Origin of the sequence: Pseudarthrobacter sp. NPDC058329 (assembly GCF_042879835.1) — a bacterium.
Classification (GTDB): Bacteria; Actinomycetota; Actinomycetes; order Actinomycetales; family Micrococcaceae; genus Arthrobacter.
The window spans coordinates 30221-54844 of the sequence record NZ_JBHVZR010000022.1 but is presented as its reverse complement, the minus strand read 5'-3'; the positions used below and the strand labels follow the sequence as shown (position 1 = coordinate 54844).

Here is a 24624-nt window from a genome sequence, read left to right as displayed (position 1 = left end):
CAAAACGCTCGGCTGGAAAACCCCAGCCGAGCGTTTACGTGATTTACTACTAACCACCTAACCAGCAGGTGTTGCAACGACCCCTAGAAACCGCCAAGTGATCGGCCCGCCGTCGTGCGTCTTTGCGGCTTATTTCTTGCCCTGGTTGGCAACGGCGAGGATGGCCTCTGCAGCGGCATCGGGATCCAGGTAGGTGCCGCCGGGCTTGATGGGTTCGAAGTTCTCGTCGAGGTCGTAGACCAGCGGGATGCCCGTGGGGATGTTCAAACCGGCGATGGCTTCATCGCTGATGCCGTCCAGGTGCTTGACCAGCGCGCGCAGGGAGTTGCCGTGGGCCGTGACGAGGACGGTCTTGCCGGACTTCAGGTCTTCCTTGATGTCCGACTCCCAGTACGGCAGCAGGCGGACCAGGACATCCTTCAGGCACTCGGTGCGGGGCAGGGCGTCGCCCAGGTCCGCATAGCGGGGGTCGTGCGCCTGCGAGAACTCGGAGTTGTCGTCGAGGGGCGGCGGCGGGGTGTCGTAGGAACGGCGCCATTCCATAAACTGCTCTTCGCCGTATTCGGCAAGGGTCTGGGCCTTGTCCTTACCCTGCAGTGCGCCGTAGTGGCGTTCGTTCAGGCGCCAGTCGCGCTTGACCGGGATCCAGCCGCGGTCGGCCTTGTCCAGGGAGATGTTTGCGGTGTTGATGGCCCGCTTCAGCAGCGAGGTGTAGAGGATATCCGGGAGAACATCGTTCTCAACCAGGAGCTCCCCGCCCCGTGCTGCTTCCGTGCGGCCCTGGTCGTTGAGGTCTACGTCCACCCAACCGGTGAACAGGTTCTTGGCGTTCCATTCGCTGTGGCCGTGGCGCAGCAGAATCAGCTTGTAAGTCATGATTTTCATCCTAGCCGAGCGCTGCTGCCGCCCGCCCAGCGTTACAACTGCCGCCAACGCAGCGTTACGAGTGCACCGAGCGGCCGGGATGCGGCAGGGATAAGGTGGGGCGGTGGTGCAAAAAGCTGAACGGGTGGCCGCCCCGCAGATAACCGGCGGGAACCGGGCCGGCAGGCAGGGCCGGCCGGTAGGCAACGTCACCCGCGGCACCACCAATCCGAACCGCATGCGCCGGGTTGACCGCTGGCTGACGGGGCCGCAGGGGTGGCGGCTCCGGTCCGCTGAAAACCCCCTGGTGGTGGACCTGGGCTACGGCGCCACCCCGGCCACCGCCGTCGAACTCTTTGAGAGGCTGTCCGCCGTGCGGCCGGACGTCCAGGTGCGCGGCGTCGAAATTGAACCGGACCGGGTCCGGGCCGCCTTGCCGCTGCAGCGGCCGGGTCTGAGCTTCCATGTGGGCGGCTTCGAAATTCCCGTTCCGGGACGGCCAGTACTGGTGCGTGCGTTTAACGTCCTGCGGCAGTACGAGGAAGCGGACGTGGCCGGGATCTGGCGGCTGGTCCAGGACCGCCTGTCCGCGGACGGTTTGTTTATTGACGGAACCTGCGACGAGATCGGCCGGCGGGTGACATGGATTGCGCTGGACGCACAACGGCCGCTCTCGCTGAGTATCTCCGTCCGGTTCGGCAGCTTCGACCTGCCCTCCGATGTTGCCGAACGGTTGCCCAAAGCCCTGATCCACCGCAACGTCCCCGGCGAACCGGTGCACGCCCTCATGCAGGCGATGGACCGGGCCTGGCTGGAATCCTCACCGATGGCAGCCTTCGGCAACAGGCAGCGCTGGCAGTCCATGGCCAGCATCCTGCGCGACGCCGGCTGGCCGGTTCAGGACGGACCGGCCAGATGGCGGCTGGGCGAACTGACGGTGGACTGGGAAGCGGTGGCCCCGGGGGATTGAGTTGGCGTGTGGGCCCACATCGGCGGGGTTCCCTCGCCGCTTGCGGGCCGAAGGGGCGGTGGGGAGGCTACCAGGGTCCGTAGGGTCCCGTATTGCGGCTGCCGCCGCGTCCTGCATCCTTCACAGCCGGCCGCACATCTGCCAGGTAGACGGACGCCGCGACGACGGCTGCGAGCCCGAACAGGCCAAGCGTGCCGAAAAAGCCGCCGCTGCCAAAGAACGAAATGACGCCGACGAGGGCGGCTCCGCCGGTCAGGGCCATCCAAAAGGTCTTGGTGCGCTTTCCGGTGGCCTCGAAGGCATTGGCGCGGTGCCGGGCGCAGTCCACCACGGCCCACAATTCAAGTCCGAGCGCCACGAGGGCAAGAATAAAAAATACTGCCTGCTCTACAGGCCTGATAATGAGTTCACCGTCCACAAGCCCAGCCTAGCCGCCCAGCGCGTCCAGCGCCTGCTTCAAATCTGCCCAGAGGTCCTCAACGTTTTCGATGCCCACGCTGAGACGGACCAGATTCTCAGGCACATCCGGGGGCTCGGCGGCGTGCCGTCGCCGGCGTTCGATCAGCGACTCGACTCCGCCCAGCGACGTCGCAGGCAGCCATAGCTTCACCCCACGGACCACCGCGTCTGCAGCATCGGCGCCGCTCATCCCGTCCACGGGCGCTGCCTGGAAGCAGATGATCGAACCGAAGCCCTTCATCTGCACCTTCGCCCGTTCGTGGCCCGGATCGTTGGGAAGGCCCGGGAACCGGAGCGATTCGACCCGGGGATGGGCGGCTATGCGCTCCGCCAGGACCATGGCCGTGGCCTGGGACCGTTCAATGCGGAGCGCCAGTGTCCGCAGCCCGCGCAGGGCCAACCAGGACTCGAAGGGGCCGGCAATGCCGCCGTGGATGGTCCGGTGATGGAGCAGTGCGGAACGGATGTCCGGGTTGGACGTCACCAGTGCGCCAAGGACCACGTCGGAGTGGCCCGCCAGGTACTTGGTCACCGAATGCAGGACGACGTCGGAGCCGAAGCTGAGGGGCTGCTGGACCAAGGGTGTGGAAAAGGTGTTGTCCGTGACCACGATCGCCCCTGCCGCATGGGCTGCGGCCGTAAGAGCCGGCACGTCGGCGATGCTGAGCATGGGGTTCGTGGGGCTCTCTAGCCACAGCATGGCAGCGGCCCGTGCGGCCGGGCCGCCGGGCGAGAGGGCCTCCTTGACCGCGTCGGTATCTGCGATGTCCACGGTCCGGAGTTCGATGAAGCCCTTCTGGGCAAGCTCGGCCGCCATCACCAGGGACCCGGAATAGCAGAGCGTGGGCATAACCAGCACTCCCCCGGCGGGAATGAGGGACAGGGCGGAACTGACCGCAGCCAGGCCCGACGCGTACAGGAGCCCGGGCAGTTCCGACCCTTCGAGCTGGCCCAACGCTTCCTCGAAGGGATCCCAGGTGGGGTTGGAATACCGGCCGTAGCCGCGGTCCCCGTCAGCAAGGGCACCAATGCCGAAGAATGTGGAGGACAGGACGATGGGCGCGTTGACCGGCTGGTCCCTCTCCCGTGGGGGGCGCCCGGCGGCCACCACTACCGTCTCAGCTGCCAGGGAAGCTGCTTGCTGCTCGGAAAGACTCATGCTCGAAAGCCTACTGTCCGGTGCGGGCCCGCCGGAAAGCCGACACCCGCGCGCCAGTACTGTCCACATACCCCCACCCGCAATCTGCGATTGCCGGTGGGGATCGGTAGGCTTGACCGGTGAGCAAACAACGGGCAGGCCTTTTCATCGCATTTGAAGGCGGGGATGGTGCCGGCAAGTCCACCCAGGCAGCCCGGCTTGCAGACGCCCTTGAATCGCGCGGGCTCACGGTCCTGCGGACCCGCGAACCCGGCGGAACCCCGATCGGCGAGAAACTCCGCTCCCTGGTCCTCGACCATGGCCACGGCCACATCGATGCCCACACCGAAGCCCTGATCTTCGCCGCGTCCCGGGCCGCCCACGCCAGCCAAGTCATCCGGCCGGCGCTGGAGCGCGGGGAGATCGTCTTGACGGACCGGTATATTGACTCTTCCGTCGCCTACCAGGGAGCGGGGCGGGACCTCGGCCAGGACGCCGTCCGCTCCATTAACGCGTGGGCCACCTCCGGCTTGGAGCCCCACCTCACGGTCCTGCTGGACGTTGACCCGGCAGTGGGCCGGCGGCGCCGGACCGCCGGTGATGCCGCAGAGGACCGGCTCGAATCCGAAGCCGACGAATTTCATCTCAGGATCCGGGAAGCTTTCCTGCACCTGGCCGCAACCCGTGCCGGTTCCTACCTTGTGCTGCCCGCCCATCTGCCCGTGGGCGACCTTGCCGCCCAGATCCTCCAGCGCGTGGACGCGCTGTTGGCGGCCGCGGAGGGCGACGCATGACCGTGTGGGACGACCTTCAGGGCCAGGCCGCCGTCGTGGCACAACTCCGCCAGGCTGCCAGCGGCGACAGCCTGACGCATGCATGGCTGTTCACCGGCCCACCGGGGTCCGGCCGTTCAAATGCCGCCAAGGCGTTCGCCGCGGCATTGAACTGCGACCAGGAGGACGTTAACCGGCGCGGCTGCGGGCAATGCCACGCCTGCCTGACCATCCTTGGGGAAACCCACTCCGACGTCACTTTCGTCCGCACCGAAAAAGTGACCATCACCATTGACGAAGCGCGTGAACTGGTGTCCACGGCGGGCAACCGGCCGTCCTCCGGCCGCTGGCGGATCATCGTGGTGGAGGATGCGGACCGGATGGCGGAGCGCACCACCAACGTTCTGCTCAAAGCCATCGAGGAGCCAACCCCCCGTACTGTGTGGATGCTGTGCGCACCGTCCCCGGCCGACGTACTGGTGACCATCCGCTCGCGTTGCCGGAGTGTTGCGCTGCGCCTGCCGCCGGCCGCCGATGTGGCTGCCCTGCTGGTTAAGCGCGACGGCGTTGAACCGGCCCTGGCGGATCGCGCGGCCCGGGCGGCACAAAGCCACGTGGGTATTGCCCGGCGGCTTGCCCGGGACCCGGCAGCCAGGGAACGTCGTCTGGAAACCGTGAGGTTTCCCTTGGGACTGCGAGGCGTTACCGCCGCGGTGATGATGGCGGAAAAGCTGGTCAAGATCGCTACCGCCGAAGCCAACAGCTCGAACGAGGAACGCGACGCCGCCGAAAAGGCTGCCCTGCTGGCCACCCTGGGGGCACCGGAGTCCGGAACCCTCCCGCCTGCCATGCGGAGCCAGGTAAAGCAGCTTGAGGAGGACCAGAAGCGGCGGGCCAAGCGGTCCATCACCGATTCACTGGACCGGACGCTCACCGACTTGCTGTCCTTCTACCGGGATGTGCTGATTATCCAGCTCGGGAATGCTGTGGAGCTCGTAAACGTTGAGCTGAGTAGTGAATTGGAGGAGTTTGCCGGCCGCTCCTCACCAGAAGCCACGCTCGCGCGGATGGACGCCATCAATAAAGCCCGCGAACGGATTACCACCACCAACGTTGCCCCGCTGTTGACCATTGAGTCCATGGCAGCCAGCCTGATCTAGCCCCCTTCAAGGAGACCCGATGACTGCCCGCCCCCTGCCAGCACGCCCCCGATCCTGGGTGGTTGGCATGCGTGCCGCCGGGGCCATGGCGCTTGCCATGGTTCTGGCCTCCTGCACCCTTCTCGACGGCGGAGACCGCAGCCGGGAGCCGTCCACGGCCAAGGCGGATCCATCGATTGTGGCGTCCGCCCCGGCCGGGCTGGAGCAGTTCTACTCGCAGGAAGTGGTGTGGGAGGCCTGCGAAAGTGAATTCCAGTGCGCCAAGGTCAACGTGCCGATGGACTACGACAAGCCCGAGGGCGAAACCATCGACCTGGCCGTGCTGAAGGCTCCGGGCACGGGCGACAAGACCGGCAGCCTGCTGGTCAACCCGGGAGGACCGGGTGCCTCCGGTTATGACTTCGTCAAGGACGCCTCCGGAACACACTTTTCGCAGGACGTGCGCGACGCCTACGACCTGGTGGGTTTCGATCCCCGGGGCGTCAAGCGCTCCGCCCCCGTTTCCTGCTTGACGGACGCCGAGCGGGACGCCGCGCGCGCCAAAGTCTACGATCTTGAAACCGACGCCGGGCTGGAGACGGCCCGGGCGGACAACAAGGCGATCGCCGCACAGTGTGCCGAGCAGACCGGCCCGGTACTTGCCCATATCGATACGGTGAGCTCCGCCAAGGACCTGGACATCCTCCGGGCAGTGGTCAATGACACAAAGCTCAACTACCTCGGGTATTCCTACGGAACGTTCCTGGGATCCACCTACGCCTCGCTGTTTCCGGACAACGTGGGGCGCATGGTGCTTGACGGTGCCCTCGATCCGGCCATCAGCAGCGAGGAGTTGACCCGCGGACAGGCCCGGGCTTTCGAGAAGGCCATCCGGGCTTATGTCGCCAGCTGCCTCCAGCAGGACGGATGCCCGCTGAGCGGCACCGTTGATGCAGGAGTGCAGCAGGTCCGCGACCTCATCGCCGCCGTCCAGCAGACGCCCCGCACCGCCAAGGACGGGCGCGTCGTCAACGCCACGATGTTCGTCAGCGGCCTGATCACCCCGCTGTACAACGATCAAAGCTGGCCCGCCCTGACCCAGGCCCTTGAAGCGGCGATGACCGGAGACGTGAGCCTGATGCTCCGGCTGGCCGATCTTGGTGCCGACCGCGCTTCGAACGGGACATATACGTCCAACTCGACGTTCGCATTCAACGCCATCAACTGCCTGGACTACCCCACGGTTTCGGACACCGGGGCCATGCGGGCCGAACAGCAGCTCCTGATGCAGGACTCCCCCACGTTTGGGTATTTCTTTGCCTACGGCGGCACCAACTGCGCCGACTGGCCCTACAAGAACACCCGCACGCCTGCGCCTGTTGAGTACACCGGTGATTCGCCCATCGTGGTCATCGGCACTACCGGCGACCCCGCCACACCCGTCGAGTGGGCCGCCTCGCTGCGAAAGCAGCTGGGAAATGCCACCTTGCTGACCTGGGAAGGCGAAGGCCACACCGCTTACGGCCGGGCCAACACCTGCCTCGAGGACCCCGTGGACGCCTACCTTGTGAGTGGCCAGGTTCCCGCTGACAACACAGTGTGCTGAACGCCTCAGCCCTATCCTCCCGCCCATTTTGACCCGGGCGCAGGGACTCTATTACAGTTGACTCTTGCATGAGGCGCCCGGTTCATCCGGGCAAGCGTGCGGTGCTTCCTTAGCTCAGTCGGTAGAGCGTTTCACTCGTAATGAAAAGGTCATCAGTTCGATTCTGATAGGAAGCTCGGGATAAACCCCGTGTTGTCGTTGATTTCGACGATAATGCGGGGTTTTTCGCTGGTTAAGTGAAAATAACGCCGCTCCGGGCGTAGCGTACGCACCCCGGCGTGAGAACCCCAGGGCAGGGGTGGGCTGGACGGAGCCCGATCAAAGGAGCCCGGTCAGAGGGACAGCGTGATGGGCCCTGCCGTGGAGGGGCCGCCGCATTGTTCGCTGCCTCCGACCCGGGTCCAGGTCAGCTCCACCTCGCGTGCAGCGAGGACCTCCCCGCTTGCGGCCAAGGCCCTTACAGTGGCTTTGGCGGGGGCGTTCATGGGTGCGCTGAACTGCCAGGTGCGGTCATCGATTTTCTTTCCGAAGTACGGGCTGTATTTTGACCCGCTGTCGGCGCCTGGCGCTGCGGGAACCGCCGTCGCAGCCTGGCCGGGAATTGCGGAGGGGCCGGGAGCAATGGTGCTTTTGGGAGCCGTGGTTGGTTGCGGCGTGATGGAGCAGGCCCCGTCCGGACAGAACTGGACCGTGTCCACGCCGTCCACCGGCCCGTCAAGGACAACGGTGGCTGAGTTGCTCCAGCCGATCGCGGGACACACACCCGGCGTAGCACAACCTGCGGTCCCGGACACGAGAATCAAGAGCAACCGGACCCACAGCCTCTTCATACGCCCAGCATGACATGGGCAGACGATTAAGATGGGTGCCTTTCGGTTACGTCTTGGTCCGGAGATTGCACCTGGAAGACACACGCAAGTAGTTGACCCATCCAGGAGTCGAGTACTTCCTACGCATGCGTGGCAAGGTACTGGACTCTATCCTTGTGGGTACGGCAGCATGCCGGCCACGGCTGCTGCCGGCCATCCGGTTTGACCAGTGGTTCGTGCTCCCAGCCTAAGAAGACGGTACTGGGGCAGAGGATTCAATTTTCAGGAATTTCCATGCCGCTGTCCCCAGATTCAGTCGAAAAGCCCGCATTACTGGACACGCTCCCCCAGCAGGTGCCCCGGCAAGTAGCGCAGGCAGCCGTTCGCGAGGACGCCCTGCGGCAGGCACCCGGCCGGCCGGTCCTGATGCTCCGCCCTGCCCGGGTAAAGTCGGGTTCCATCATTGGACTCGCCATCGCCTATACGGTCACCCACGTCCTGGTGGAGTGGGACGACGGCGGCGGGAATGATGTGCGGTGGGTCGCCAGCTGGTTGGTGAGGCGGCTTTAGCTGAGCCAGGCACCGCGCCACGGCCACTCACGTGTGTGCAATGCCCGCTTCGTCGTAGGCTGAACTTCGCAAGCAACGAAGAGGAGACTGCGATGGCCGGGACCGCATTGACCGGGACAAGTGTGGCAGGGCTCATGGCGGAGCTTGCCGCCCTTGAGGACCCGCGGGCACGTGAAGTGAATGAAAAACACGGCGATGATCACGGTGTAAACCTCAGCAAGCTGCGTGCCGTCGCGAAGCGCCTGAAGACACAGCAGGAACTCGCCCTCGAGCTCTGGGACACCGGCGACACGGCGGCGAGGCTGCTGGCCCTTCTGATCTGCCGTCCGAAAGCCTTTGGGCGCGACGAATTGGACGGCATGCTGCGCGCCGCCCGCACACCCAAGGTGCACGACTGGCTGGTGAACTACGTGGTGAAAAAGAACCCTAATGCAGAGGAGCTGCGCCTTGCCTGGTTCGCCGATCCCGATCCGGTGGTCGCGAGTGCCGGTTGGGCGCTGACCAGTGAACGCGTGGTGAAGCAGCCCGAAGGCCTCGATATTCCCGGATTGCTGGACGTCATTGAAGCGGAGATGAAGGGCGCACCGGACCGTCTGCAGTGGGCAATGAACACCTGCCTGGCGCACATCGGAATAGCGCACGCCGGACAGCGGGACCGGGCCGTCAGCATCGGAGAGCGCCTGGAAGTGCTCAAGGACTATCCGACGTCCCCGGGCTGCACGTCCCCGTTCGCACCCAGCTGGATCGCCGAAATGGTTCGCCGGCAGCACGAAAATTAGCAAACGCCCTCGCTCAGGCGGAGGGGTATCCTTCTGCAGCAACACCGGCACCTAAGATGGCGTGCATGGAAGACGAGGCCTTGGCAGCGATCGCGAACGGGCTCTATGCCAAGCCGATGGAAGATTTTGTGGAAGCACGGGCCGCCGCAGCAAAGGAAGCTGCCGGTTCGGACAAGGAACTTGGTGCAGCGGTGCGCGCGCTGCCAAAGCCGTCGGTTGCCGCCTGGGCCGTGAACATGCTGGCACTGCACCAACCGGACGTCCTCATCGGGCTGGCGGACCTGGGCGGCAGGATGCGTGCGGCGCAGGCGTCACTGGACGCCGCGGCGCTCCGGGAGCTGGGGCGTGAGCGCCGGACCGTGCTGGCCGCCGCCGTCGACACCGCCCGGTCAGTTGCCCGGCAGCAGGGCCGGTCCATCAGCGATGCCATGGCCACCGACGTCGAGGAGACGCTTCGGGCCCTGACGGCGGACGAGGGAGCAGCCGCCGCCGTCCAGAGCGGGCGGCTCCTGAAAACACTCTCCGCCGACGGCGTGAACGCCGTGGAGCTTGAGGGCTCGGTGGCAGTCCCGGCCGCCCTGCCCGCACCCCGGGCCGCTCCCGCCCCGTCCAAGGCACCGGCCCGAAAGGAACAGCAAGGGAGTACGACGGCGGCAGGCACCGCCCGGAGCAAGCCGGACAAGCCGCGGCTTGAGGCCGTCCGGCAGACACCGCGGCCAACGTCACCACCCGCGCTGGAGAAAGCCAAAGCCGCGCTGGCAGAAGCGCAAGAGGCAGAAGCCGACGCGGTGCAGCTGGCCCGGGACCTGCAGGACCAGGCGGACGAAACACGGGCCGAGATTGCCGGGCTGAGCCAGGAGGCATCAGATCTGCGGGCACGCCTCAAGGCGGCCGAGGACCGGCTGGAGCAGTCCCGCAAAAGGCTCATCAGCACCACCGCCGAGGCAAAACAGGCCGCACGGGCCGCGGACAAAGCGGAGCGCACAGCCGTGCTGGCGCAGGAACGGGTCCTCCGGCTGGGCAACACGCGGGGTTGATTCCTAGGAATGTCAGACCCCGGTTGCAGACTGGATTTATGGAAAAACAACTCGTACAGGAATTCCACGTCACCTACTTCGACGCCGACTGCGGCCGGGCCCGCGCCGAAACTTTTGACACCCTGGCAGAGGCCGAGCGGTTCGCCAGCCGGCACTGTGACGGCGAGGACAGCTGGGCCGTTGTGGATGCAGTCCCCCTGCAGCAGGTCCGCATCGCCGCCTGAACCCGCCAGGCCTGCAAAGGCCACGGCAGCAGCAGATGAGTGCCGCTGCCGATCGGGCCGCTTAAAGCAGCAAACCCGCGTTGCCCGGGAAATTCCCCAGGCAACGCGGGTAAGCGGTCCGCTGATCGGGCCTGTTGAGACCGGGAAGCGGTTCAGCTTAGGCGAAGTCGGCCACCGCTGGATCGGCTCCGATACGGCCCTCGCCCTTGGCAGTGCGGTCCAGTGCGTTGATGGCTTCGACGTCGTCTGCCCCCAGGGAAACATCCAGCGCCGCGAAGTTTTCGCGGATCCGGGACTCCGTGACGGACTTGGGGATAACCACGTTGCCGATCGCGAGGTGCCATGCAATAACCACCTGGGCCGGCGTGGCACCGTGCTTGGCAGCGATGGACGCTACCGTTGCATCCTCGAGGAGCTCTCCGCCTTGGCCCAGCGGTGACCAGGCCTGGGTCAGGATTCCCTTGGAGGCGCCGAACTCGCGCAGCTCACGCTGGCTGAAGTAAGGGTGGAGCTCGATCTGGTGGATGGCCGGAACCACACCCGTTTCGTCGATAATCCGCTCCAGGCCCGCGACCGTGAAGTTCGAAACACCGATCGACTTGACCCGTCCGCGCTTCTGCAGCTCGATCAGGGCCTTCCAGGTGTCCACGTACTTGTCCCGCTTGGGCGTCATCCAGTGAATCAGGTACAGGTCCAGGGTTTCGAGGCCCAGCCGGTCCATGGACTCCTCGAAAGCGGCAAGGGTGGATTCGTAGCCCTGGTCCGCGTTCCACAGCTTGGTGGTGATGAACAGCTGCTCCGGCGTCAGGCCCGAGCTGGCGATGGCGCGCCCAACGCCAGCCTCATTGCCGTAGATCTTGGCGGTGTCGATGTGTCGGTAGCCCGCTTCGAAGGCCTGGCGGACAACCTTTTCGGCCACTCCGTCCTCAACCTGCCATACGCCATAGCCGAGCTGGGGAATCTGGTTTCCGTCGTTGAACGTCAGTGTGGGTGAAAGTGTCATGCCCTTTATCCTGCCAAACGACCTGCCCCGCACAGGAAGATCAGCCCCGACTAAGCCACACGCTTAACCGGGAATATCTTCCTGCCGGGAGCCGGGGCTTTCCTCCTGAAGGCGCCTCTCGGCGTCGGCCACCTGTTGGAACACTGCGTCCGCGCGGCGCCGCACGGATGCTGCTCCCACAGGGACCGGACCCACGGCTAGCCGAAGCATGGCTGCGGCCTCGGCGGTGGTGGCCAGTGAATTACCGGCCTTGGACAGGGAGCGGTGGACCCCGGCCAGGGCCACGGGAATATCCAGCCCCTCGCTGGGTGACTGTTGCTGTGCTTGAACGCAGACTGCCCTGACGCGGTCCAGCAGCGCGGCAAGCTCATTGGCGATGTCCACGAGTTCCGCATAAAGCTGGTCGTCCTCAACCCCTTCGAGGACCTGGTGGAAGCGGTCCAGCCCCCGGTGGAAGCGGTCATGGGCCCGGCGCCACAATCCCTTCCCCAGTTCCGCGTCGTCCTTGCGCCCCTGCCTGGCGGCGCTGAAGAAGCCCAACGACCCTAGAGGTACTGGCCGGGACCGTGGTCCGGGTCATTGGGCTGGCCCGGCCGTGCCGGACTACCGGACCGCTGCCCTGCTGATGCCCGCTGGGGCTCCCCGTTTTCCCCGATCACCACACCCGGCGCAATCACTGTGCCGGGTGGAAGCTGGCGGAGCTGCTGCTGCGCGGCGGCGTGCTCCCGGGCGGCGTGCTGGGCGGCAATGGCAGTCTGTATGCCGTGGAACAACCCCTCCAGCCACCCCACCAGCTGGGCCTGGGCGATGCGCAGTTCCGCGTCGGAGGGAGTGCCTTCATCAGGGAAGGGCAGGCTGATCCTGTCCAGTTCCTCCACCAGTTCAGGAGCAAGCCCGTCTTCCAGTTCCTTGATGGAACGCTCGTGGATTTCGGCGAGCCTTTCCCGGGCGGCGTCGTCGAGGGGGGCGGACTTGACCTCCTCCAGCAGCTGCCTGATCATCGTTCCGATCCGCATCACCTTGGCCGGTTCATCCACCAGGTCCTGCAGGTTGGTGCCTCTGGGCTTGCCGCCATCGGCCGGGACAGCCGGGGCAGGTGCCGGCTGGCTGCCGTCGATGGTGGTCCCCTCTACCGGGAGGTCCTCAGGTGCCTGAGTGTCTTTCGGATCGCTCATGCGTTCATACTCTCACGAGCGATCCGCCGCGGGTCCACTCCATGAAGCCAGCTGACGGTTTGTCCGCTGCAGGCTCAATCAGCAGCACCTGCCCTGCGGATTGGAGTCCTGCCGGTCAGTCCGGTCCCGCCAGAACTCGCGCTCGCCCAGGGGCGGCGTGTTGTGCCCTGCAGCCCGATGGTGCTCCAGGTACTTCGCGTAGGCGTCCGCCCCCAGCACGCCGCCAACAAAACGCGCGAATCCCCGGAAGCCCTCGGCAACCGCGGCGAGTCCGGAACTCATCTGTGGTGGCCTGCCCTCTCGAACCTCAGCTCGGCGGGGACCTTGTCCCACTCAGCCAAGAGCTCCCGCTCGGCGGGAGTAGGGATGAGCCCGGCCGGGGCAAAGACACGCGACGGCCTGGCGGGGTCCTCGTTGCCCTTGGAAGCTGCGCCGTCCGCACGGGTGCGGAACGCGTTGACGGTGGCGAGCACCGCCGTCGCGATCACAATGATGCTGAGCACCACGAAGATCACTGACAGCCAGCCCTGGATGGCGGTGTTGCGCACCACTGCCTCCATTGCTGCCACGGACTTCGCCGTGCCGAACTCCGTCTTCCCGTCTGCGAGCGCCTTGCTGAAGGCGGCGTTGTTGGCGAAGTATCCTACAGCCGGGGTGGGCGAGAAGATCTTCTGGTAGCTCGCCGTGATGGTGACCACCGCCGCGAACGCCAGGGGCAGCGCCACGATCCACAGGTACTTGAAGGTTCCACGCTTGGCAACGATGGCCAGGCACACGCTCAACGCGATGGCCGCCAGCAGCTGGTTGGCAATGCCAAACAACGGGAACAGGGTGTTGATGCCGCCGAGCGGATCGGTGACACCCATCAGCAGCACCGCGCCCCACGCGCCCACCATGATGGCTGTGCAAAGCCAGGCACCCGGCCGCCAGGAGGCTTCCTTGAATTTCGGAACGAAGTTGCCGATGGAATCCTGGAGCATGAACCGTGCCACGCGGGTACCGGCGTCCACTGCGGTAAGGATGAAGAGGGCCTCAAACATGATGGCGAAGTGGTACCAGAAGGCCATCATGGCTGTGCCGCCGATGAACTGCTGCATGATGTGGGCGAGGCCCACTGCCAGGGTGGGGGCACCGCCGGTACGCGAAACGATGCTTTCCTCGCCCACGTTGGCGGCGGTCTGGGCAAGGAAGTCCGGGGTGATGTTGACGCCGGACAGGCCCAGGCTGTTGACCCAGGTTGCCGCTGTTTCCACGGTCCCGCCGGTCAGGGCAGCAGGAGCGTTCATGGCGAAGTAGAGGCCGCGGTCAATGGAGATTGCCGCTACGAGGGCCATGATGGCCACGAAGGATTCCATGAGCATGCCGCCGTAGCCGATAAACCGGGTCTGCCGTTCCTTTTCCACCAGCTTCGGGGTGGTGCCGGAGGAAATCAGCGCGTGGAAGCCGGACAGGGCACCGCAGGCGATGGTGACGAACAGGAAGGGGAACAGTGCGCCGGGGAACACCGGGCCGTTGTCCCTGCCGGCAAACTCACTGAAGGCCGGAACAGTGATCTCGGGGCGGACCACCACGATGGCCAGCGCGAGCATCACGATCACGCCGATCTTCATAAACGTGGACAGGTAATCCCGCGGTGCCAGGAGCAGCCACACCGGCAGGATGGCCGCGATGAAGCCGTAGACGATGAGCCCCCAGGCAATGGTGACCTTGTCCAGGGTGAAGAGCTCGGCGCCCCACGGGGTTTCAGCCACAATGCCGCCGCCGATGATCGCTGCCATCAGCAGGACAAATCCGATCAGGGAAACTTCCATGATCTTGCCGGGCCTCAGGTACCGAAGGTAGACGCCCATAAACAGGGCGATGGGGATGGTCATGCCGACGGAGAAGACGCCCCAGGGGCTTTCACCCAGTGCGTTGACCACCACCAGGGCCAGGATGGCCACAATGATGACCATGATCAGCAGGGTGGCGATCAGGGCCGCCGTGCCGCCGATGACGCCCAGTTCCTCCCGGGCCATCTGTCCCAGCGAGCGCCCGCCGCGCCGCATCGAGAAGAACATCACCAGGTAGTCCTGCACCGCGCCGGCCAGGACGACGCCGACGATGATCCAGATAGTGCCGGGCAGGTACCCCATCTGGGCTGCGATGACCGGGCCGACCAGCGGCCCGGCGCCGGCAATGGCGGCGAAGTGGTGGCCGAACAGGACATTGCGGTCCGTGCGGACGTAGTCCTTGCCGTCCGCCTTGTACTCTGCGGGGGTAGCGCGGCGGTCATCCGGCCGGGTGATGTAGCGCTCGATGACCTTTGAATAGAAGCGGTAGCCGATGAGATAGGTGCTCACCGACGCGAACACGAACCAGATGGCGTTGACCGTCTCGCCGCGGATGATCGCGAGCATAAACCATGCCACGCCGCCCAGCAGGGCGATTGCCGCCCAGAGGGCGATCTTCCCCGGCGTCCATTTTTTGTCTTCCGCGTCGCGGACTTTTTCATCCAGCGCGGAAGGGGGGAGGCCGGTATCAGTAGCCACCGCTCCTTCTCCCCTGGCTGCGCTTCGTCGACTATCGGGCGTTTCGGCCATGTCTCCTCCTCGAGATTCTTTCCGTTTCTGCTGACAGGCACCCTACCAACGGCGGGTGCGGATCGGGCTGGATTCGGCTGCCCGGGGAGAGTCCCTGCGCCGAACGGCTGGCACCCGGCGCCCAACGACACCCTTCGGCTGCAGCCAGCGGCGCCGGCTCGAGAACGCTTCCAAGCAAAGAGGGCCCCCATCCGGTGTTCCGGACGGAGGCCCTGAGTCCCGCCAGTGGCGGATTCGGTTGCTAGGCGTGCGCGTAAGTGAGGCAGTCGGCGTTGTCGGCCCCCGGACCTACATGCACTTCCGGCGCCTTGCACATCAGGTGGTCGTTGTGGACGCATTCAGAGCGCTGGCAAGCTCCGACGTCGGCCAGCACTTTGGGGAGTCCGCCGTGGGCGCCGGTATCGATGAACGTGGCGCAGCGTGCGTGGTTTTCCGCGCCGCCCACCGTGATGGCAGCGGCATTGCAGTTGGTGTGGTCGTTAAAGGAACAGTTCGTTACGCTGCAGTCTGCGACGTGCGTTGCCATGGAAAGTCCTCCTGTTTTCGCTGCCCCGGCCGGACAGCTCCTGAACCCCACGGTAAACCCGCCGGGAACAATCAAAAAGACCCAATTTAGTGACCTAATTGCTCACATACCCTGTGCCTGCTGGACCATCCTCGCTTCACAAAGATCCAACCACCGGACTTCCGCTTCGGTCTGGAAGATTAGGGAATCAAAGACCAGCAGCCAGGCGATATCCCCCGACCGCTGACTGGCGGCGGTGTCCCGGCGCGCCTTCGTGTAGTCCTGCAGCGCCCTGATGGAGGCCACCCGCTGGGCCTGGATGATGGCCTGCACGTCCACGCCCGGGATAGTGACGGCGAGGGCGAGCTTGATGGCGAGCTCATTGCGGGGCGGATTGTTCCGCTCCACCGGGGCTGCGAACCAGCTTCCCACCTCGGCTTTGCCGGCTGCGGTGATGCTGTAGACCACGTGGCCCTCGCCGTCGTCGCCGTCCTTGGCGACCAGGCCGTCGCGTTCCAGCCGGTCAAGCGTGGTGTAGACCTGCCCGATGTTCAGCGGCCACGTGGTCCCCGTGCGGTTTTCAAACTCGACCCGCAGTTGGTAGCCGTAGCGCGGCTGGTCCTGCAGCAGGGCGAGGAGGCTGTGGCGGATGGACATGGAGCTCCTCGTGCTTCGTGGGCCTCGGTGTGCGGTGTCTACAGAAGCAGGAGGATCTTGCCCACGTGGTCGCCGGAGTCGAAGTATTCGTGCGCGGCCCTGACCTCGTCCAGGGGGAAGGTCTTGGCCACGAGGGGACGGATCCGGCCGTCGCTGACCAGGGGCCAGACGGCGTCGCGGACGGCGTTCATGATGGCGCCTTTTTCCTCTACCGGCCGGGGCCGCAGGGCTGTGGCCACCACTGCTGCGCGCTTCTTCAACAGCTGTCCCAGGTCCAGCTCGCCCTTAACTCCGCCCTGCAGGCCGATCACCACCAGCCGGCCATAGTCGGCGAGCGCCTCCACGTTCTGCGGCAGGTACTTGGCGCCCACGACGTCGAGGATCACGTCAGCGCCCCGCCCGCCATTCTGCTCGCGGAGGCTCGCCGGGAAGTCCTCTGTTGCATAGTTGATGGCAATGTCCGCACCCAGGAAGGCTTTGGCGGTTCCCACTTTTTCGTCAGTTCCGGCCGTGGCGGCCACTTTGGCGCCCAGCGCCTTGGCGAGCTGGATGGCCATGGTGCCGATCCCGCCGGTGGCGCCGTGGATCAGGACCGTCTCGCCGGCCTGGAGCTGGGCAGTCATCACCAGGTTGGAGTAAACCGTGGCGGCGACCTCCGGCAGGGACGCAGCTGTCACGAGGTCAACACCGTCGGGAACCCGCAGGACCTGTTCGGCCGGCACCGCCACCTGCTGGGCATATCCGCCGCCCGCCAGCAGTGCAACCACCTTGTCGCCGAGCGAAAACGGTTTGCTGACACCGGGGCCAAAGCCCGCTATCCGGCCGGAGACTTCCAGCCCGGGGATCTCGGATGCACCCGGCGGCGGCGGGTAGAAGCCCCTGCGCTGCTGCACGTCCGCCCTGTTCAGGCCGGCGGCCACGACGTCGATGAGCACCTCCCCCGGTCCGGGCACAGGTGCGTCCGCCTCCCGGATCTCCAGCACGTCCGGGCCGCCCGGTTCGGATATGTAGACGGCTTTCATGGAACACTCCCGTTTCTGACTGAATACTGACTGCAACCAGTGTGCACCGGACACCTTCCGGTCTCTGTTTTGTTGCAGGCAAGTGCCTATGAAACACTACTAGTCGAGGAAGGTTGTCCGAGCGGCCGAAGGAGCTAGTCTTGAAAACTAGTGTGCGGTAACCCCGTACCAAGAGTTCGAATCTCTTACCTTCCGCGATTGGGACCCCTGTCCGCCAGCACGCTGGCCGGCAGGGGTCCTTTCGTTTACCCGGGAATGCAGGCCCTGGATGGACCCTCAGCTTTTATACACGGCAAAAAGGCACCAAAAGAACTGCCGGCCGGGGCTTCCCCTAAAGCTACCGGCCGGTATCATTTTGTGATGGCCGGCACACGGGGTTCCGGCCACCAAACCAACCACTGCTGACAGCATCACCGGTCCGGGCCACTGTGGCTCCGGCCGGCGAGGCAGCCCGTTCCGCTGGGGAACGTCCCGCCGAATGCACGCGCTATCAACCTTGCGTTCATTCACCGCTGTTTTGATGTGCCGGATACCACTTGACCAGGAGCAGGATCCGGGCCCTTGTCCATCGGTACAACCTGGACACCTTCCATCGGCTCCCCCACCGGGGAGACCCTTCTGAAAGTAAGAGCAGATGCACACACCTTGGAAATTAGCGCTGGGTACAGCGCTGTCGGCAGGGCTGATAGCTCCGCTGGCAGCCATCCCCGCGGCCGCGGAGGTCTCGCCCGCGGCGGGAACCTCGCCGGTTGTCATCAACGAGGCCTATCTCAGCGGCGGCAGCACAGGCGCCGCCTACAAGAACAAGTTCGTTGAGCTGTACAACTCATCGGACGCCCCGGTTTCCCTTAACGGCTGGTCGGTCCAATACCGTTCGGCCGCAGGCGTTGCCGCCCCCACCACCGTGGCCGCCTTGACCGGTTCGATCCCGGCGAAGGGGCACTACCTGATCCAGGGCTCCAGCAATGGCGGCAATGGCGCCGAACTCCCCGCCCCGGACCTGGTCGCGACGGGCCTGAACCTCAGCGGCACAACCGGCACCATCGTGCTGGCAAAGCAGCCCACCGCCGTCGCGCTGGGCACCGGGTCCCAGGTGGAGCCTGCCGGCGTGGCCGATCTCCTGGGCTACGGCAGCTCCAACACCTTCGAAACCGCCCTCGCTGCCGGCCCCTCCGGCACGGGAGACGTCAAGAGCCTCAACCGCACGGCCGGCGCCGACAACAACACGAACGCCGCCGACTTCAGCCTGAAAGCCAGCATCACCCCAACCGGCACGGGCGGCACCACCACCCCCGAGCCGGATCCCACACCTGACCCCACGCCGGCTCCCACGCCCTCCACCCGGACCGTTGCCGAAATCCAGGGCACGGGTACCGAAAGCCCGCTGACCGGGTCCACGGTGACCACCACGGGCAAGGTCACGGCAGTCTTCCCCACCGGCGGACTTAACGGGTATTACCTTCAGACTGCGGGAACCGGTGGGGATCTGACGGCAACCAACCACGCGGCGTCGGACGGTATCTTCGTCTACTCCCCCGCCACGGCGGCGTCGGTCCAGGCCGGAGACCACGTGCAGGTGACCGGCACGGTGGCCGAATACTTCGGTATGACCCAGCTCAACGTCGCTGCCGCTGCAGGGCTCACCAAGCTCACAGCTCCCGCACCGGAAGTGAAGGCCACCACGTTCACGCTGCCGGCCAACGAGACCTTCCGCGAGTCCCTGGAAGGGATGCTCCTGGCACCCCAGGGCCCCCTGACGGTCACGGACAACTACACCCTGAACCAGTACGGCGAGGTAGGCCTCGCCGGCGGAACAACACCGCTGGTCCAGCCCACCGCCGTCGCTCCCTACGGCTCAGCCGGGTACACCGCCGCGGTGGCTGAAAACGCGGACCGCGGGATCAAGCTCGACGACGGGTCCAGCACCAACTTCCTCAAGGACGCCGCCACCAAGGCCGAGGTCCTGCCGTACCTGACCACAACCGACCCGGTACGCGTGGGCGCCCCCGTCAGCTTCACCACCAACGTGGTGCTCGGCTACGGCAACAACGCCTGGAAGCTCCAGCCGCTGACCCACCTGACGGAGGCCAACAAGGCCGCCGTCCAGCCGGCCACCTTCGGCGCCACCCGCACAGAGGCCCCCGCCGCGGTAGGAGGCAACCTGAAAATCGCCTCCTTCAACGTCCTCAACTACTTCCCCACCACAGGTGACACCCTCACCGGCTGCACCTTCTACGAGGACCGCGCAGGAAACCCCATCACCGTCCGAGGCGGTTGTGACGCCCGCGGGGCCGCCAACGCCGAGAACTTCGAACGGCAGCAGGACAAGATCGTCGCGGCCATCACCAAGGCCGGCGCGGACGTTGTCACGCTGATGGAGATCGAAAACTCCGCACAGTTCGGCAAGAACCGGGACGACGCCCTGGCCAAGCTCGTGGATGCCCTGAACATCGAAACCCCGGGTATCTGGGACTACGTCCGCTCGCCTGCCAACGCCCCGCCGCTCAGCGATGAGGACATGATCCGCACCGCCTTCATCTACAAGAAGGCCGCCGCAGAACCCGTGGGTGAATCCATCATCCACAACGACACCGCAGCATTTGCCAGCGCACGCAAGCCGCTGGCCCAGGTCTTCAAGCCAGTGGGTGGCGGCGCCGGGACTGAGTTCATCGCCATCGCCAACCACTTCAAGTCCAAGGGTTCCGCTGCCACTCCGGAGGACACGGACAAGGGCCAGGGCGCATCGAACCTGGCACGCACCGCCCAGGCGAAGTCGCTGCTGGAATTCACCAAAACCCTGCAGCAGTCCAAGGGCACCGACAAGGTCTTCCTCATCGGCGACTTCAACGCGTACGCCAAGGAAGACCCCATCAACGTCTTCACCGCCGAGGGCTACGTCAACCAGGACGAAAAGGCCCGCAACGCCGACGGCACCGCCAAGCACTCCTACCTGTTCGGCGGAATGGTGGGCTCGCTGGACCACATCCTGGCCTCCCCCGCAGCGGACGCTGCGGTGACGGGTGCGGACATCTGGAACATCAACTCTGTTGAGTCCGTGGCACTGGAGTACAGCCGCTACAACAACAACGTCACCGACTACTACGCCCCGGACCAGTACCGAGCCAGCGACCACGACCCCGTGATCGTGGGCCTGAACCTGGAGTCCGCACCTGCTGCCGTTGACCTGAACTTCCTGGGCATCAACGACTTCCACGGCAGGATCGACACCAACACGGTCCAGTTCGCCGGCACCATCGAGAAACTCCGCGCAGCCGCTCCCGGCGCCACCGCCTTCCTCTCGGCCGGCGACAACATAGGGGCGTCGCTGTTTGCGTCCTCCGTGGCCAAGGACCAGCCCACCATCGACGTGCTCAATGCCCTGGAGCTGCAGGCATCCGCGGTAGGCAACCACGAGTTCGACGGCGGCTGGGCGGACCTGAGGGACCGCGTCATCGCCGGCGGCGACAACGCCAAGTTCCCCTACCTGGGTGCCAACGTCTACCGGAAGGGCACTGCCGAACCGGTCCTGCCCGAGTTCACTGTCCTGGACATGAACGGCATTAAGGTCGCAGTCATCGGCACCGTTACGCAGGAAGTTCCCTCCCTGGTGACTCCCGCCGGCATCACCGACCTTGAGTTTGGCGACCCGGTGGACGCGATCAACCGGGCAGCTGCGCGGATCACCGCGGAGAACCTTGCCGACGTCATCATCGTGGAAAACCACGACGGCGCCGGTTCGGGAACGGTGGAAGGTGCCACCCTGGAAGAGGAAGTGGCAGCCGGCGGACCGTTCGCGAAGCTCGTCACCGAAACGTCTTCGGACGTCGACGCCATCTTCACCGGCCACACGCACAAGGAATACGCCTGGGACGCCCCCGTTCCGGGGGTCGAGGGTAAGACCCGCCCGATCGTCCAGACCGGCAACTACGGCGAGAACGTGGGACAGATCCAGCTCACCGTGGACACCGCCACCAAGCAGGTGACGGCGCATAAGGCCGGCAACGTCAAGCGCACCACGGACACTGCCGCGGACCTGATCGCCGCCTACCCGCGGGTGGCCGCCGTCGACGCCATCGTCAGGAAGGCACTCGAGGACGCCGCAGTCGTGGGCAACCAGCCCGTCGGCGCTGTCACGGCGGACATCACCACCGCTTTCACCACGGACGCCGCCGGAGTGGCCAAGCGTGACGACCGCGGAAACGAGTCGACACTGGGCAACCTCGTGGCCGACTCCCTGCTGGACTCCCTGCAGCCAGCTGAGCTGGGCGGCGCCGAAATCGGTGTGGTCAATGCCGGCGGACTGAGGAACGAGCTCTACTACGCCCCGGACGGGACCATCACGTACGCAGAGGCAAACGCCGTGCTGCCGTTCGTGAACAACCTCTGGACCACGTCCTTGACGGGGGCCCAGTTCAAGACCCTTTTGGAACAGCAGTGGCAGACCAACTCGGACGGCACGGTCCCCAGCCGCGCCTACATCCAGCTCGGCCTGTCCAAGAACGTGAACTACACCTACGATGCCGCCCGCCCGGCCGGGGACCGCATCACGGCCGTCAGGGTGAACGGCGCCGTGCTCGATCCGGCGAAGTCCTACCGGGTGGGCACGTTCAGCTTCCTGGCCACCGGCGGTGATAACTTCCGCATCTTCACGGAGGGCGCCAACACGAAGGACTCGGGGCTGGTGGACCGGGATGCCTGGATTGGATACCTGAAGAAGAGCAGCCCGGTCTCGCCGGACTTTGCCCGCCGATCGGTAGCCGTCACCAACACCACAGCCGGTGAGGTCAAGCCGGGCGATCCCATCACGGTGGCCGTCTCCAAGCTGGACCTGACCTCGCTCGGCAGCCCGGTCAACAAGACGCTGTCAGCCGTGTTGACAGACTCGGCGGGCACCGTGACCCAGCTCGGGTCTGTGCCGGTCGCTGCCGGTGCCGCGAACGTGAGCCTGCCTGTTCCGGCCGGCGCCGCTCCCGGGACGGGGACGCTCGTTCTCACCACGGCAGAATCCGGCACGGTGGTCACTGTTGACGTGACGGTGGCCAGTGTTGTGGTTGAGCCGGTGTGCACTGCGCCGGTGAAGCCCACCAGGTGGTACGACGTTCTGGGCTGGATCCGCTACGCGGCAGCCTGGTTCCAGTACCAGGTGTGCCTCCGCGGCTGAGGAGCTAATTCGGCGACTCCCGTTGACGCTCTCTCACATAATTCGCGTATTACTCCCACGCTCTTTCACCCAGGAGAACTGGGTGAAAGAGCGTTCGGGCTTAAGCCGCGGCAAGTGAGAGAGCGTTTGGGTTTGCTACCGCGTCAGGATGGCTCCGGCGATTTCGTCGGCGTCACGCAGTGTCCGCTGGCCGCTGCGGTAGTTCGGGCCGCCGGGCTGGACAGCCTCGGCGGCGATGGCTGTGCCCCACTGGGCGGACGAAAGCTGCAGCCCCAGCACGTACAGGCCTTCGGTGACGGACCCGTTGGCTGCCACCGGCCGGTAAGGATGCGGTTCGACATCCAGGCCGGTGGACTGGACGGGGGCTCCCTCCACGCTCATCATGAGGCGCGGCCGAACCAGGCCGTCCGCCAGCAGTTGCTCCAGGACCGGCGAATCGTTGGCTGAGACCCGATTGCCCGGCGCCAGTGCCTCCACCATGGTCCGTGCGGTCACCGGGGCGTCGTCCACCCACGGTGAAAAGGCCGTGAACACACCGTTCCGGCGGTCCACCCCGAACTTGGGGTCGGGCCCCACAAAGCTGACCACTCCTGCCCTGGCCAGCGCCGCAAGCTGTTCCGAGCGCAGTGCCGGAGGCCCGCTGGCGAGTCCCTCCACGAACGACTCGAACCAGCCACGGAGCCCGGCAACCCAGGACTCATCGGTGATGCCGCCGTCGGCCACGGCTGTCTTGAGCACGGCGCGCCCGTGATGGAGGGCCCCGATGGCCATCTTCACGGGGTCGTCCTCGCCGAGCGCGGACCGGCGGGCGTCATCCAGCAGGTATTCCACAACGGCGGTGTCGTGCTCGGCGCGGGAAGCAAAGGAGCGTCCCGCCAGCGGCGCGGCAAGGCCCGGCAGGTCCAGCCGGTGCCGGGGCCCTACGTGGACGGCGAGCACGCTCTCCACACTGTCCTCCCAGTTCGCGGCGCTGTGCGCATGCGGGTGGAGCGCTTCGTCCAGGGCATCGAGGAAGGCTGCCGTGTCAGGCACGGCATTGGGCTGCGAGCGCACCAGCGTGGAGTAGTAGGCCCACAGCGCATCGCGGTGCAGGAGCGGCCACAGGTCGTGATCGAATGCCGGGCGGATCCCGGCGGTGCGGAAGCGTTCCAGCGCCGCCTCGGTGAAATAGCGCAGGGTGACCGACGCCGGGTAGTAGCCGTCCAGGGCAGCTTTCGCCCGGTAGGACGTCCCCCGCCGGGAGGCAGCAATGATGTGCGGTTCCTGGCCTGACGGCTCGTAACTCAGCACCGAACCGTTGCTGACGAATTTTCCGCCGCGGCCCTCGGTCAGCTGGCCCATGGTGTCAAAGAAGTTCAGGCCCATGCCCCGGACCAGGACCGGCTCGCCGGCAGGAATCCGGGACCAGTCCACATCGGCCGGCACGGCTGGAGGCAGGTACCGCAGGCCCAACTGCCCTGCCGAGGCCTCCAGGTCCCGCTGCTCGTGGTTCAGCCGGGACGGGATGTGCCCCAGTGCCAGCACCACTGATCCGGTGCGGATTGTCGCGCCGGTGGCCAGGCCGACGTCGAACGTTCCGTTTCCCGAGGGACGGACTGACAGTGCCGACGTCTCATGGAAGTCGATGGTGACGCCGTGGGGCGCGTTGCGTATCAGCCCCTCCAGGGTGTTGCGGAGGTAGCGGCCGTAGATGGCGCGGCTGGGAAAGTCGCTGGATGCCAGGACGGCGAGTTCTGCACGCTCTTCCCCGCTGAGGTCCGGCGACGGGTGCTTCTGCTGCCGGGCACGCCATTGGTCGAAGGTGGTGCCGGCCACCGGCGGCGCCAGGGAAGGGTCCTCCGGGATGACAGTCGGATAGAAAGACTGCGTGTTCATTAGGAACAGTCGGGACTGCCCGGGCTGCCACACATGCCCCGGACCTGCCGGGTAGGGGTCGATGACGTCGATGTGGAGCCGCAGCGGGCCCGAGCCGGAAGCACTTTGCGCAGCACAGCGGGCGAGCAGGCGTTCCAGGACGCTGGTGCCCCGCGGACCTGCCCCGATAATGGCGGTCCGTATGCTCTGCGTTATTTCCACGGCATCCAGCGTACGGGCTGAAAGCAAAGGATGGGCTGAACGCTTGACTTGCTACCCGGGCGGCGATGTTGTTTG

The 24624-nt window shown here is 65.8% G+C and carries 22 protein-coding genes and 2 tRNA genes; 11 read left to right on the top strand and 13 right to left on the bottom strand.

The features are described from left to right. Window positions 1-129: 129 nt before the first annotated feature. A complete protein-coding gene (locus tag ACFVYC_RS20540) occupies window positions 130-876 on the bottom strand; it encodes a phosphoglyceromutase (RefSeq protein WP_387553743.1) in 747 nt (248 codons plus the stop codon). Window positions 877-988: 112 nt separating this feature from the next. Between ACFVYC_RS20540 and ACFVYC_RS20535 the strand changes: the two genes are divergently transcribed. After that, window positions 989-1834 carry a class I SAM-dependent methyltransferase gene (locus ACFVYC_RS20535; RefSeq protein WP_387553741.1) on the top strand — a complete coding sequence of 282 codons (846 nt, stop codon included), beginning with the start codon at window positions 989-991 and terminating at the stop codon, window positions 1832-1834. Between the two features lie 67 nt (window positions 1835-1901). Here the strand turns inward: ACFVYC_RS20535 and ACFVYC_RS20530 are convergent, their stop codons facing one another. Both ACFVYC_RS20530 and ACFVYC_RS20525 read right to left on the bottom strand, forming a co-directional pair. Then, the gene (locus ACFVYC_RS20530; RefSeq protein ID WP_387553740.1) at window positions 1902-2252 is read right to left on the bottom strand and encodes a DUF2516 family protein; all 351 of its coding nucleotides are present in this window, start codon (window positions 2250-2252) and stop codon (window positions 1902-1904) included. A 9-nt stretch (window positions 2253-2261) separates the two neighbouring features. Beyond that, window positions 2262-3452 carry a trans-sulfuration enzyme family protein gene (locus ACFVYC_RS20525; RefSeq protein ID WP_387553738.1) on the bottom strand — a complete coding sequence of 397 codons (1191 nt, stop codon included), beginning with the start codon at window positions 3450-3452 and terminating at the stop codon, window positions 2262-2264. Between the two features lie 119 nt (window positions 3453-3571). Here ACFVYC_RS20525 and tmk point away from each other — a divergent pair, with 119 nt between their 5' ends. The 4 genes from tmk (at window position 3572) to ACFVYC_RS20505 (ending at window position 7125) form a co-directional block, all read left to right on the top strand. Then, window positions 3572-4225 (top strand): dTMP kinase, encoded by a 654-nt coding sequence (gene tmk, locus ACFVYC_RS20520; protein ID WP_387553736.1) that lies wholly within the window; start codon window positions 3572-3574, stop codon window positions 4223-4225. Then, on the top strand, window positions 4222-5364 hold the full coding sequence (locus ACFVYC_RS20515; RefSeq protein WP_387553734.1) for a DNA polymerase III subunit delta': 1143 nt from the start codon (window positions 4222-4224) through the stop codon (window positions 5362-5364). Before tmk ends, ACFVYC_RS20515 begins: the two co-directional genes overlap by 4 nt. A gap of 19 nt (window positions 5365-5383) precedes the next feature. Continuing rightward, window positions 5384-6949 (top strand): alpha/beta hydrolase, encoded by a 1566-nt coding sequence (locus ACFVYC_RS20510; RefSeq protein WP_387553732.1) that lies wholly within the window; start codon window positions 5384-5386, stop codon window positions 6947-6949. Window positions 6950-7052: 103 nt separating this feature from the next. Continuing rightward, window positions 7053-7125: transfer RNA gene (locus ACFVYC_RS20505), tRNA-Thr, on the top strand. 156 nt (window positions 7126-7281) lie between these two features. Here the strand turns inward: ACFVYC_RS20505 and ACFVYC_RS20500 are convergent. After that, window positions 7282-7779: a hypothetical protein gene (locus ACFVYC_RS20500; RefSeq protein ID WP_387553730.1), complete on the bottom strand. Its 498-nt coding sequence runs from the start codon at window positions 7777-7779 to the stop codon at window positions 7282-7284. A 273-nt stretch (window positions 7780-8052) separates the two neighbouring features. Between ACFVYC_RS20500 and ACFVYC_RS20495 the strand changes: the two genes are divergently transcribed. The 4 genes from ACFVYC_RS20495 to ACFVYC_RS20480 all read left to right on the top strand — a co-directional run bounded on the left by ACFVYC_RS20495 (window position 8053) and on the right by ACFVYC_RS20480 (window position 10368). After that, window positions 8053-8328, top strand: a complete 276-nt coding sequence (locus ACFVYC_RS20495) for a hypothetical protein (protein ID WP_387553728.1) — start codon at window positions 8053-8055, stop codon at window positions 8326-8328. 92 nt (window positions 8329-8420) lie between these two features. After that, window positions 8421-9107, top strand: coding sequence for a DNA alkylation repair protein (locus tag ACFVYC_RS20490; protein ID WP_387553726.1), 687 nt, complete (start codon window positions 8421-8423; stop codon window positions 9105-9107). A 65-nt stretch (window positions 9108-9172) separates the two neighbouring features. Continuing rightward, a complete protein-coding gene (locus ACFVYC_RS20485; protein ID WP_387553724.1) occupies window positions 9173-10144 on the top strand; it encodes a hypothetical protein in 972 nt (323 codons plus the stop codon). Window positions 10145-10182: 38 nt separating this feature from the next. After that, window positions 10183-10368 carry a hypothetical protein gene (locus ACFVYC_RS20480; protein WP_387553722.1) on the top strand — a complete coding sequence of 62 codons (186 nt, stop codon included), beginning with the start codon at window positions 10183-10185 and terminating at the stop codon, window positions 10366-10368. A 157-nt stretch (window positions 10369-10525) separates the two neighbouring features. Here ACFVYC_RS20480 and ACFVYC_RS20475 read toward each other — a convergent pair whose 3' ends face one another. From ACFVYC_RS20475 to ACFVYC_RS20440, 8 genes are all read right to left on the bottom strand, one after another. Next, window positions 10526-11371 carry an aldo/keto reductase gene (locus ACFVYC_RS20475; protein ID WP_387553720.1) on the bottom strand — a complete coding sequence of 282 codons (846 nt, stop codon included), beginning with the start codon at window positions 11369-11371 and terminating at the stop codon, window positions 10526-10528. Between the two features lie 63 nt (window positions 11372-11434). Beyond that, window positions 11435-11911, bottom strand: a complete 477-nt coding sequence (locus ACFVYC_RS20470) for a hypothetical protein (protein WP_387553718.1) — start codon at window positions 11909-11911, stop codon at window positions 11435-11437. Window positions 11912-11916: 5 nt separating this feature from the next. After that, entirely contained in the window at window positions 11917-12546 is a 630-nt protein-coding gene (locus ACFVYC_RS20465; protein ID WP_387553716.1) for a bacterial proteasome activator family protein, read from the bottom strand. Between the two features lie 78 nt (window positions 12547-12624). Further along, a complete protein-coding gene (locus ACFVYC_RS20460; protein WP_387553714.1) occupies window positions 12625-12828 on the bottom strand; it encodes a YbdD/YjiX family protein in 204 nt (67 codons plus the stop codon). Next, a complete protein-coding gene (locus tag ACFVYC_RS20455) occupies window positions 12825-15128 on the bottom strand; it encodes a carbon starvation CstA family protein (protein ID WP_387553712.1) in 2304 nt (767 codons plus the stop codon). Before ACFVYC_RS20455 ends, ACFVYC_RS20460 begins: the two co-directional genes overlap by 4 nt. A 241-nt stretch (window positions 15129-15369) precedes the next feature. Then, entirely contained in the window at window positions 15370-15654 is a 285-nt protein-coding gene (locus ACFVYC_RS20450; protein ID WP_387553710.1) for a DUF1540 domain-containing protein, read from the bottom strand. 102 nt (window positions 15655-15756) lie between these two features. Further along, window positions 15757-16290: a PadR family transcriptional regulator gene (locus ACFVYC_RS20445; protein WP_387553708.1), complete on the bottom strand. Its 534-nt coding sequence runs from the start codon at window positions 16288-16290 to the stop codon at window positions 15757-15759. A 38-nt stretch (window positions 16291-16328) separates the two neighbouring features. Further along, the gene (locus ACFVYC_RS20440) at window positions 16329-17312 is read right to left on the bottom strand and encodes an NAD(P)H-quinone oxidoreductase (protein WP_387553706.1); all 984 of its coding nucleotides are present in this window, start codon (window positions 17310-17312) and stop codon (window positions 16329-16331) included. Window positions 17313-17419: 107 nt separating this feature from the next. Between ACFVYC_RS20440 and ACFVYC_RS20435 the strand changes: the two genes are divergently transcribed. Both ACFVYC_RS20435 and ACFVYC_RS20430 read left to right on the top strand, forming a co-directional pair. Next, window positions 17420-17507, top strand: a tRNA-Ser gene (locus tag ACFVYC_RS20435). 439 nt (window positions 17508-17946) lie between these two features. Next, on the top strand, window positions 17947-22473 hold the full coding sequence (locus ACFVYC_RS20430; protein WP_387553704.1) for an ExeM/NucH family extracellular endonuclease: 4527 nt from the start codon (window positions 17947-17949) through the stop codon (window positions 22471-22473). A 135-nt stretch (window positions 22474-22608) separates the two neighbouring features. On the opposite strand, the gene ACFVYC_RS20425 is transcribed toward ACFVYC_RS20430, so the two are convergent. Beyond that, a complete protein-coding gene (locus ACFVYC_RS20425; protein ID WP_387553702.1) occupies window positions 22609-24549 on the bottom strand; it encodes an FAD/NAD(P)-binding protein in 1941 nt (646 codons plus the stop codon). Between the last annotated feature and the right edge of the window lie 75 nt (window positions 24550-24624).

What these genes read in the sequence shown, in the direction of transcription:
- ACFVYC_RS20540 (WP_387553743.1), bottom strand. Translation starts at nt 876, where the DNA reads ATGACTTACAAGCTGATTCTGCTGCGCCACGGCCACAGCGAATGGAAC.
- ACFVYC_RS20525 (WP_387553738.1), bottom strand. Translation starts at nt 3,452, where the DNA reads ATGAGTCTTTCCGAGCAGCAAGCAGCTTCCCTGGCAGCTGAGACGGTA.
- ACFVYC_RS20515 (WP_387553734.1), top strand. Translation starts at nt 4,222, where the DNA reads ATGACCGTGTGGGACGACCTTCAGGGCCAGGCCGCCGTCGTGGCACAA.
- ACFVYC_RS20510 (WP_387553732.1), top strand. Translation starts at nt 5,384, where the DNA reads ATGACTGCCCGCCCCCTGCCAGCACGCCCCCGATCCTGGGTGGTTGGC.
- ACFVYC_RS20500 (WP_387553730.1), bottom strand. Translation starts at nt 7,779, where the DNA reads ATGAAGAGGCTGTGGGTCCGGTTGCTCTTGATTCTCGTGTCCGGGACC.
- ACFVYC_RS20495 (WP_387553728.1), top strand. Translation starts at nt 8,053, where the DNA reads ATGCCGCTGTCCCCAGATTCAGTCGAAAAGCCCGCATTACTGGACACG.
- ACFVYC_RS20490 (WP_387553726.1), top strand. Translation starts at nt 8,421, where the DNA reads ATGGCCGGGACCGCATTGACCGGGACAAGTGTGGCAGGGCTCATGGCG.
- ACFVYC_RS20485 (WP_387553724.1), top strand. Translation starts at nt 9,173, where the DNA reads ATGGAAGACGAGGCCTTGGCAGCGATCGCGAACGGGCTCTATGCCAAG.
- ACFVYC_RS20480 (WP_387553722.1), top strand. Translation starts at nt 10,183, where the DNA reads ATGGAAAAACAACTCGTACAGGAATTCCACGTCACCTACTTCGACGCC.
- ACFVYC_RS20475 (WP_387553720.1), bottom strand. Translation starts at nt 11,371, where the DNA reads ATGACACTTTCACCCACACTGACGTTCAACGACGGAAACCAGATTCCC.
- ACFVYC_RS20465 (WP_387553716.1), bottom strand. Translation starts at nt 12,546, where the DNA reads ATGAGCGATCCGAAAGACACTCAGGCACCTGAGGACCTCCCGGTAGAG.
- ACFVYC_RS20460 (WP_387553714.1), bottom strand. Translation starts at nt 12,828, where the DNA reads ATGAGTTCCGGACTCGCCGCGGTTGCCGAGGGCTTCCGGGGATTCGCG.
- ACFVYC_RS20455 (WP_387553712.1), bottom strand. Translation starts at nt 15,128, where the DNA reads ATGGCCGAAACGCCCGATAGTCGACGAAGCGCAGCCAGGGGAGAAGGA.
- ACFVYC_RS20450 (WP_387553710.1), bottom strand. Translation starts at nt 15,654, where the DNA reads ATGGCAACGCACGTCGCAGACTGCAGCGTAACGAACTGTTCCTTTAAC.
- ACFVYC_RS20445 (WP_387553708.1), bottom strand. Translation starts at nt 16,290, where the DNA reads ATGTCCATCCGCCACAGCCTCCTCGCCCTGCTGCAGGACCAGCCGCGC.
- ACFVYC_RS20440 (WP_387553706.1), bottom strand. Translation starts at nt 17,312, where the DNA reads ATGAAAGCCGTCTACATATCCGAACCGGGCGGCCCGGACGTGCTGGAG.
- ACFVYC_RS20430 (WP_387553704.1), top strand. Translation starts at nt 17,947, where the DNA reads ATGCACACACCTTGGAAATTAGCGCTGGGTACAGCGCTGTCGGCAGGG.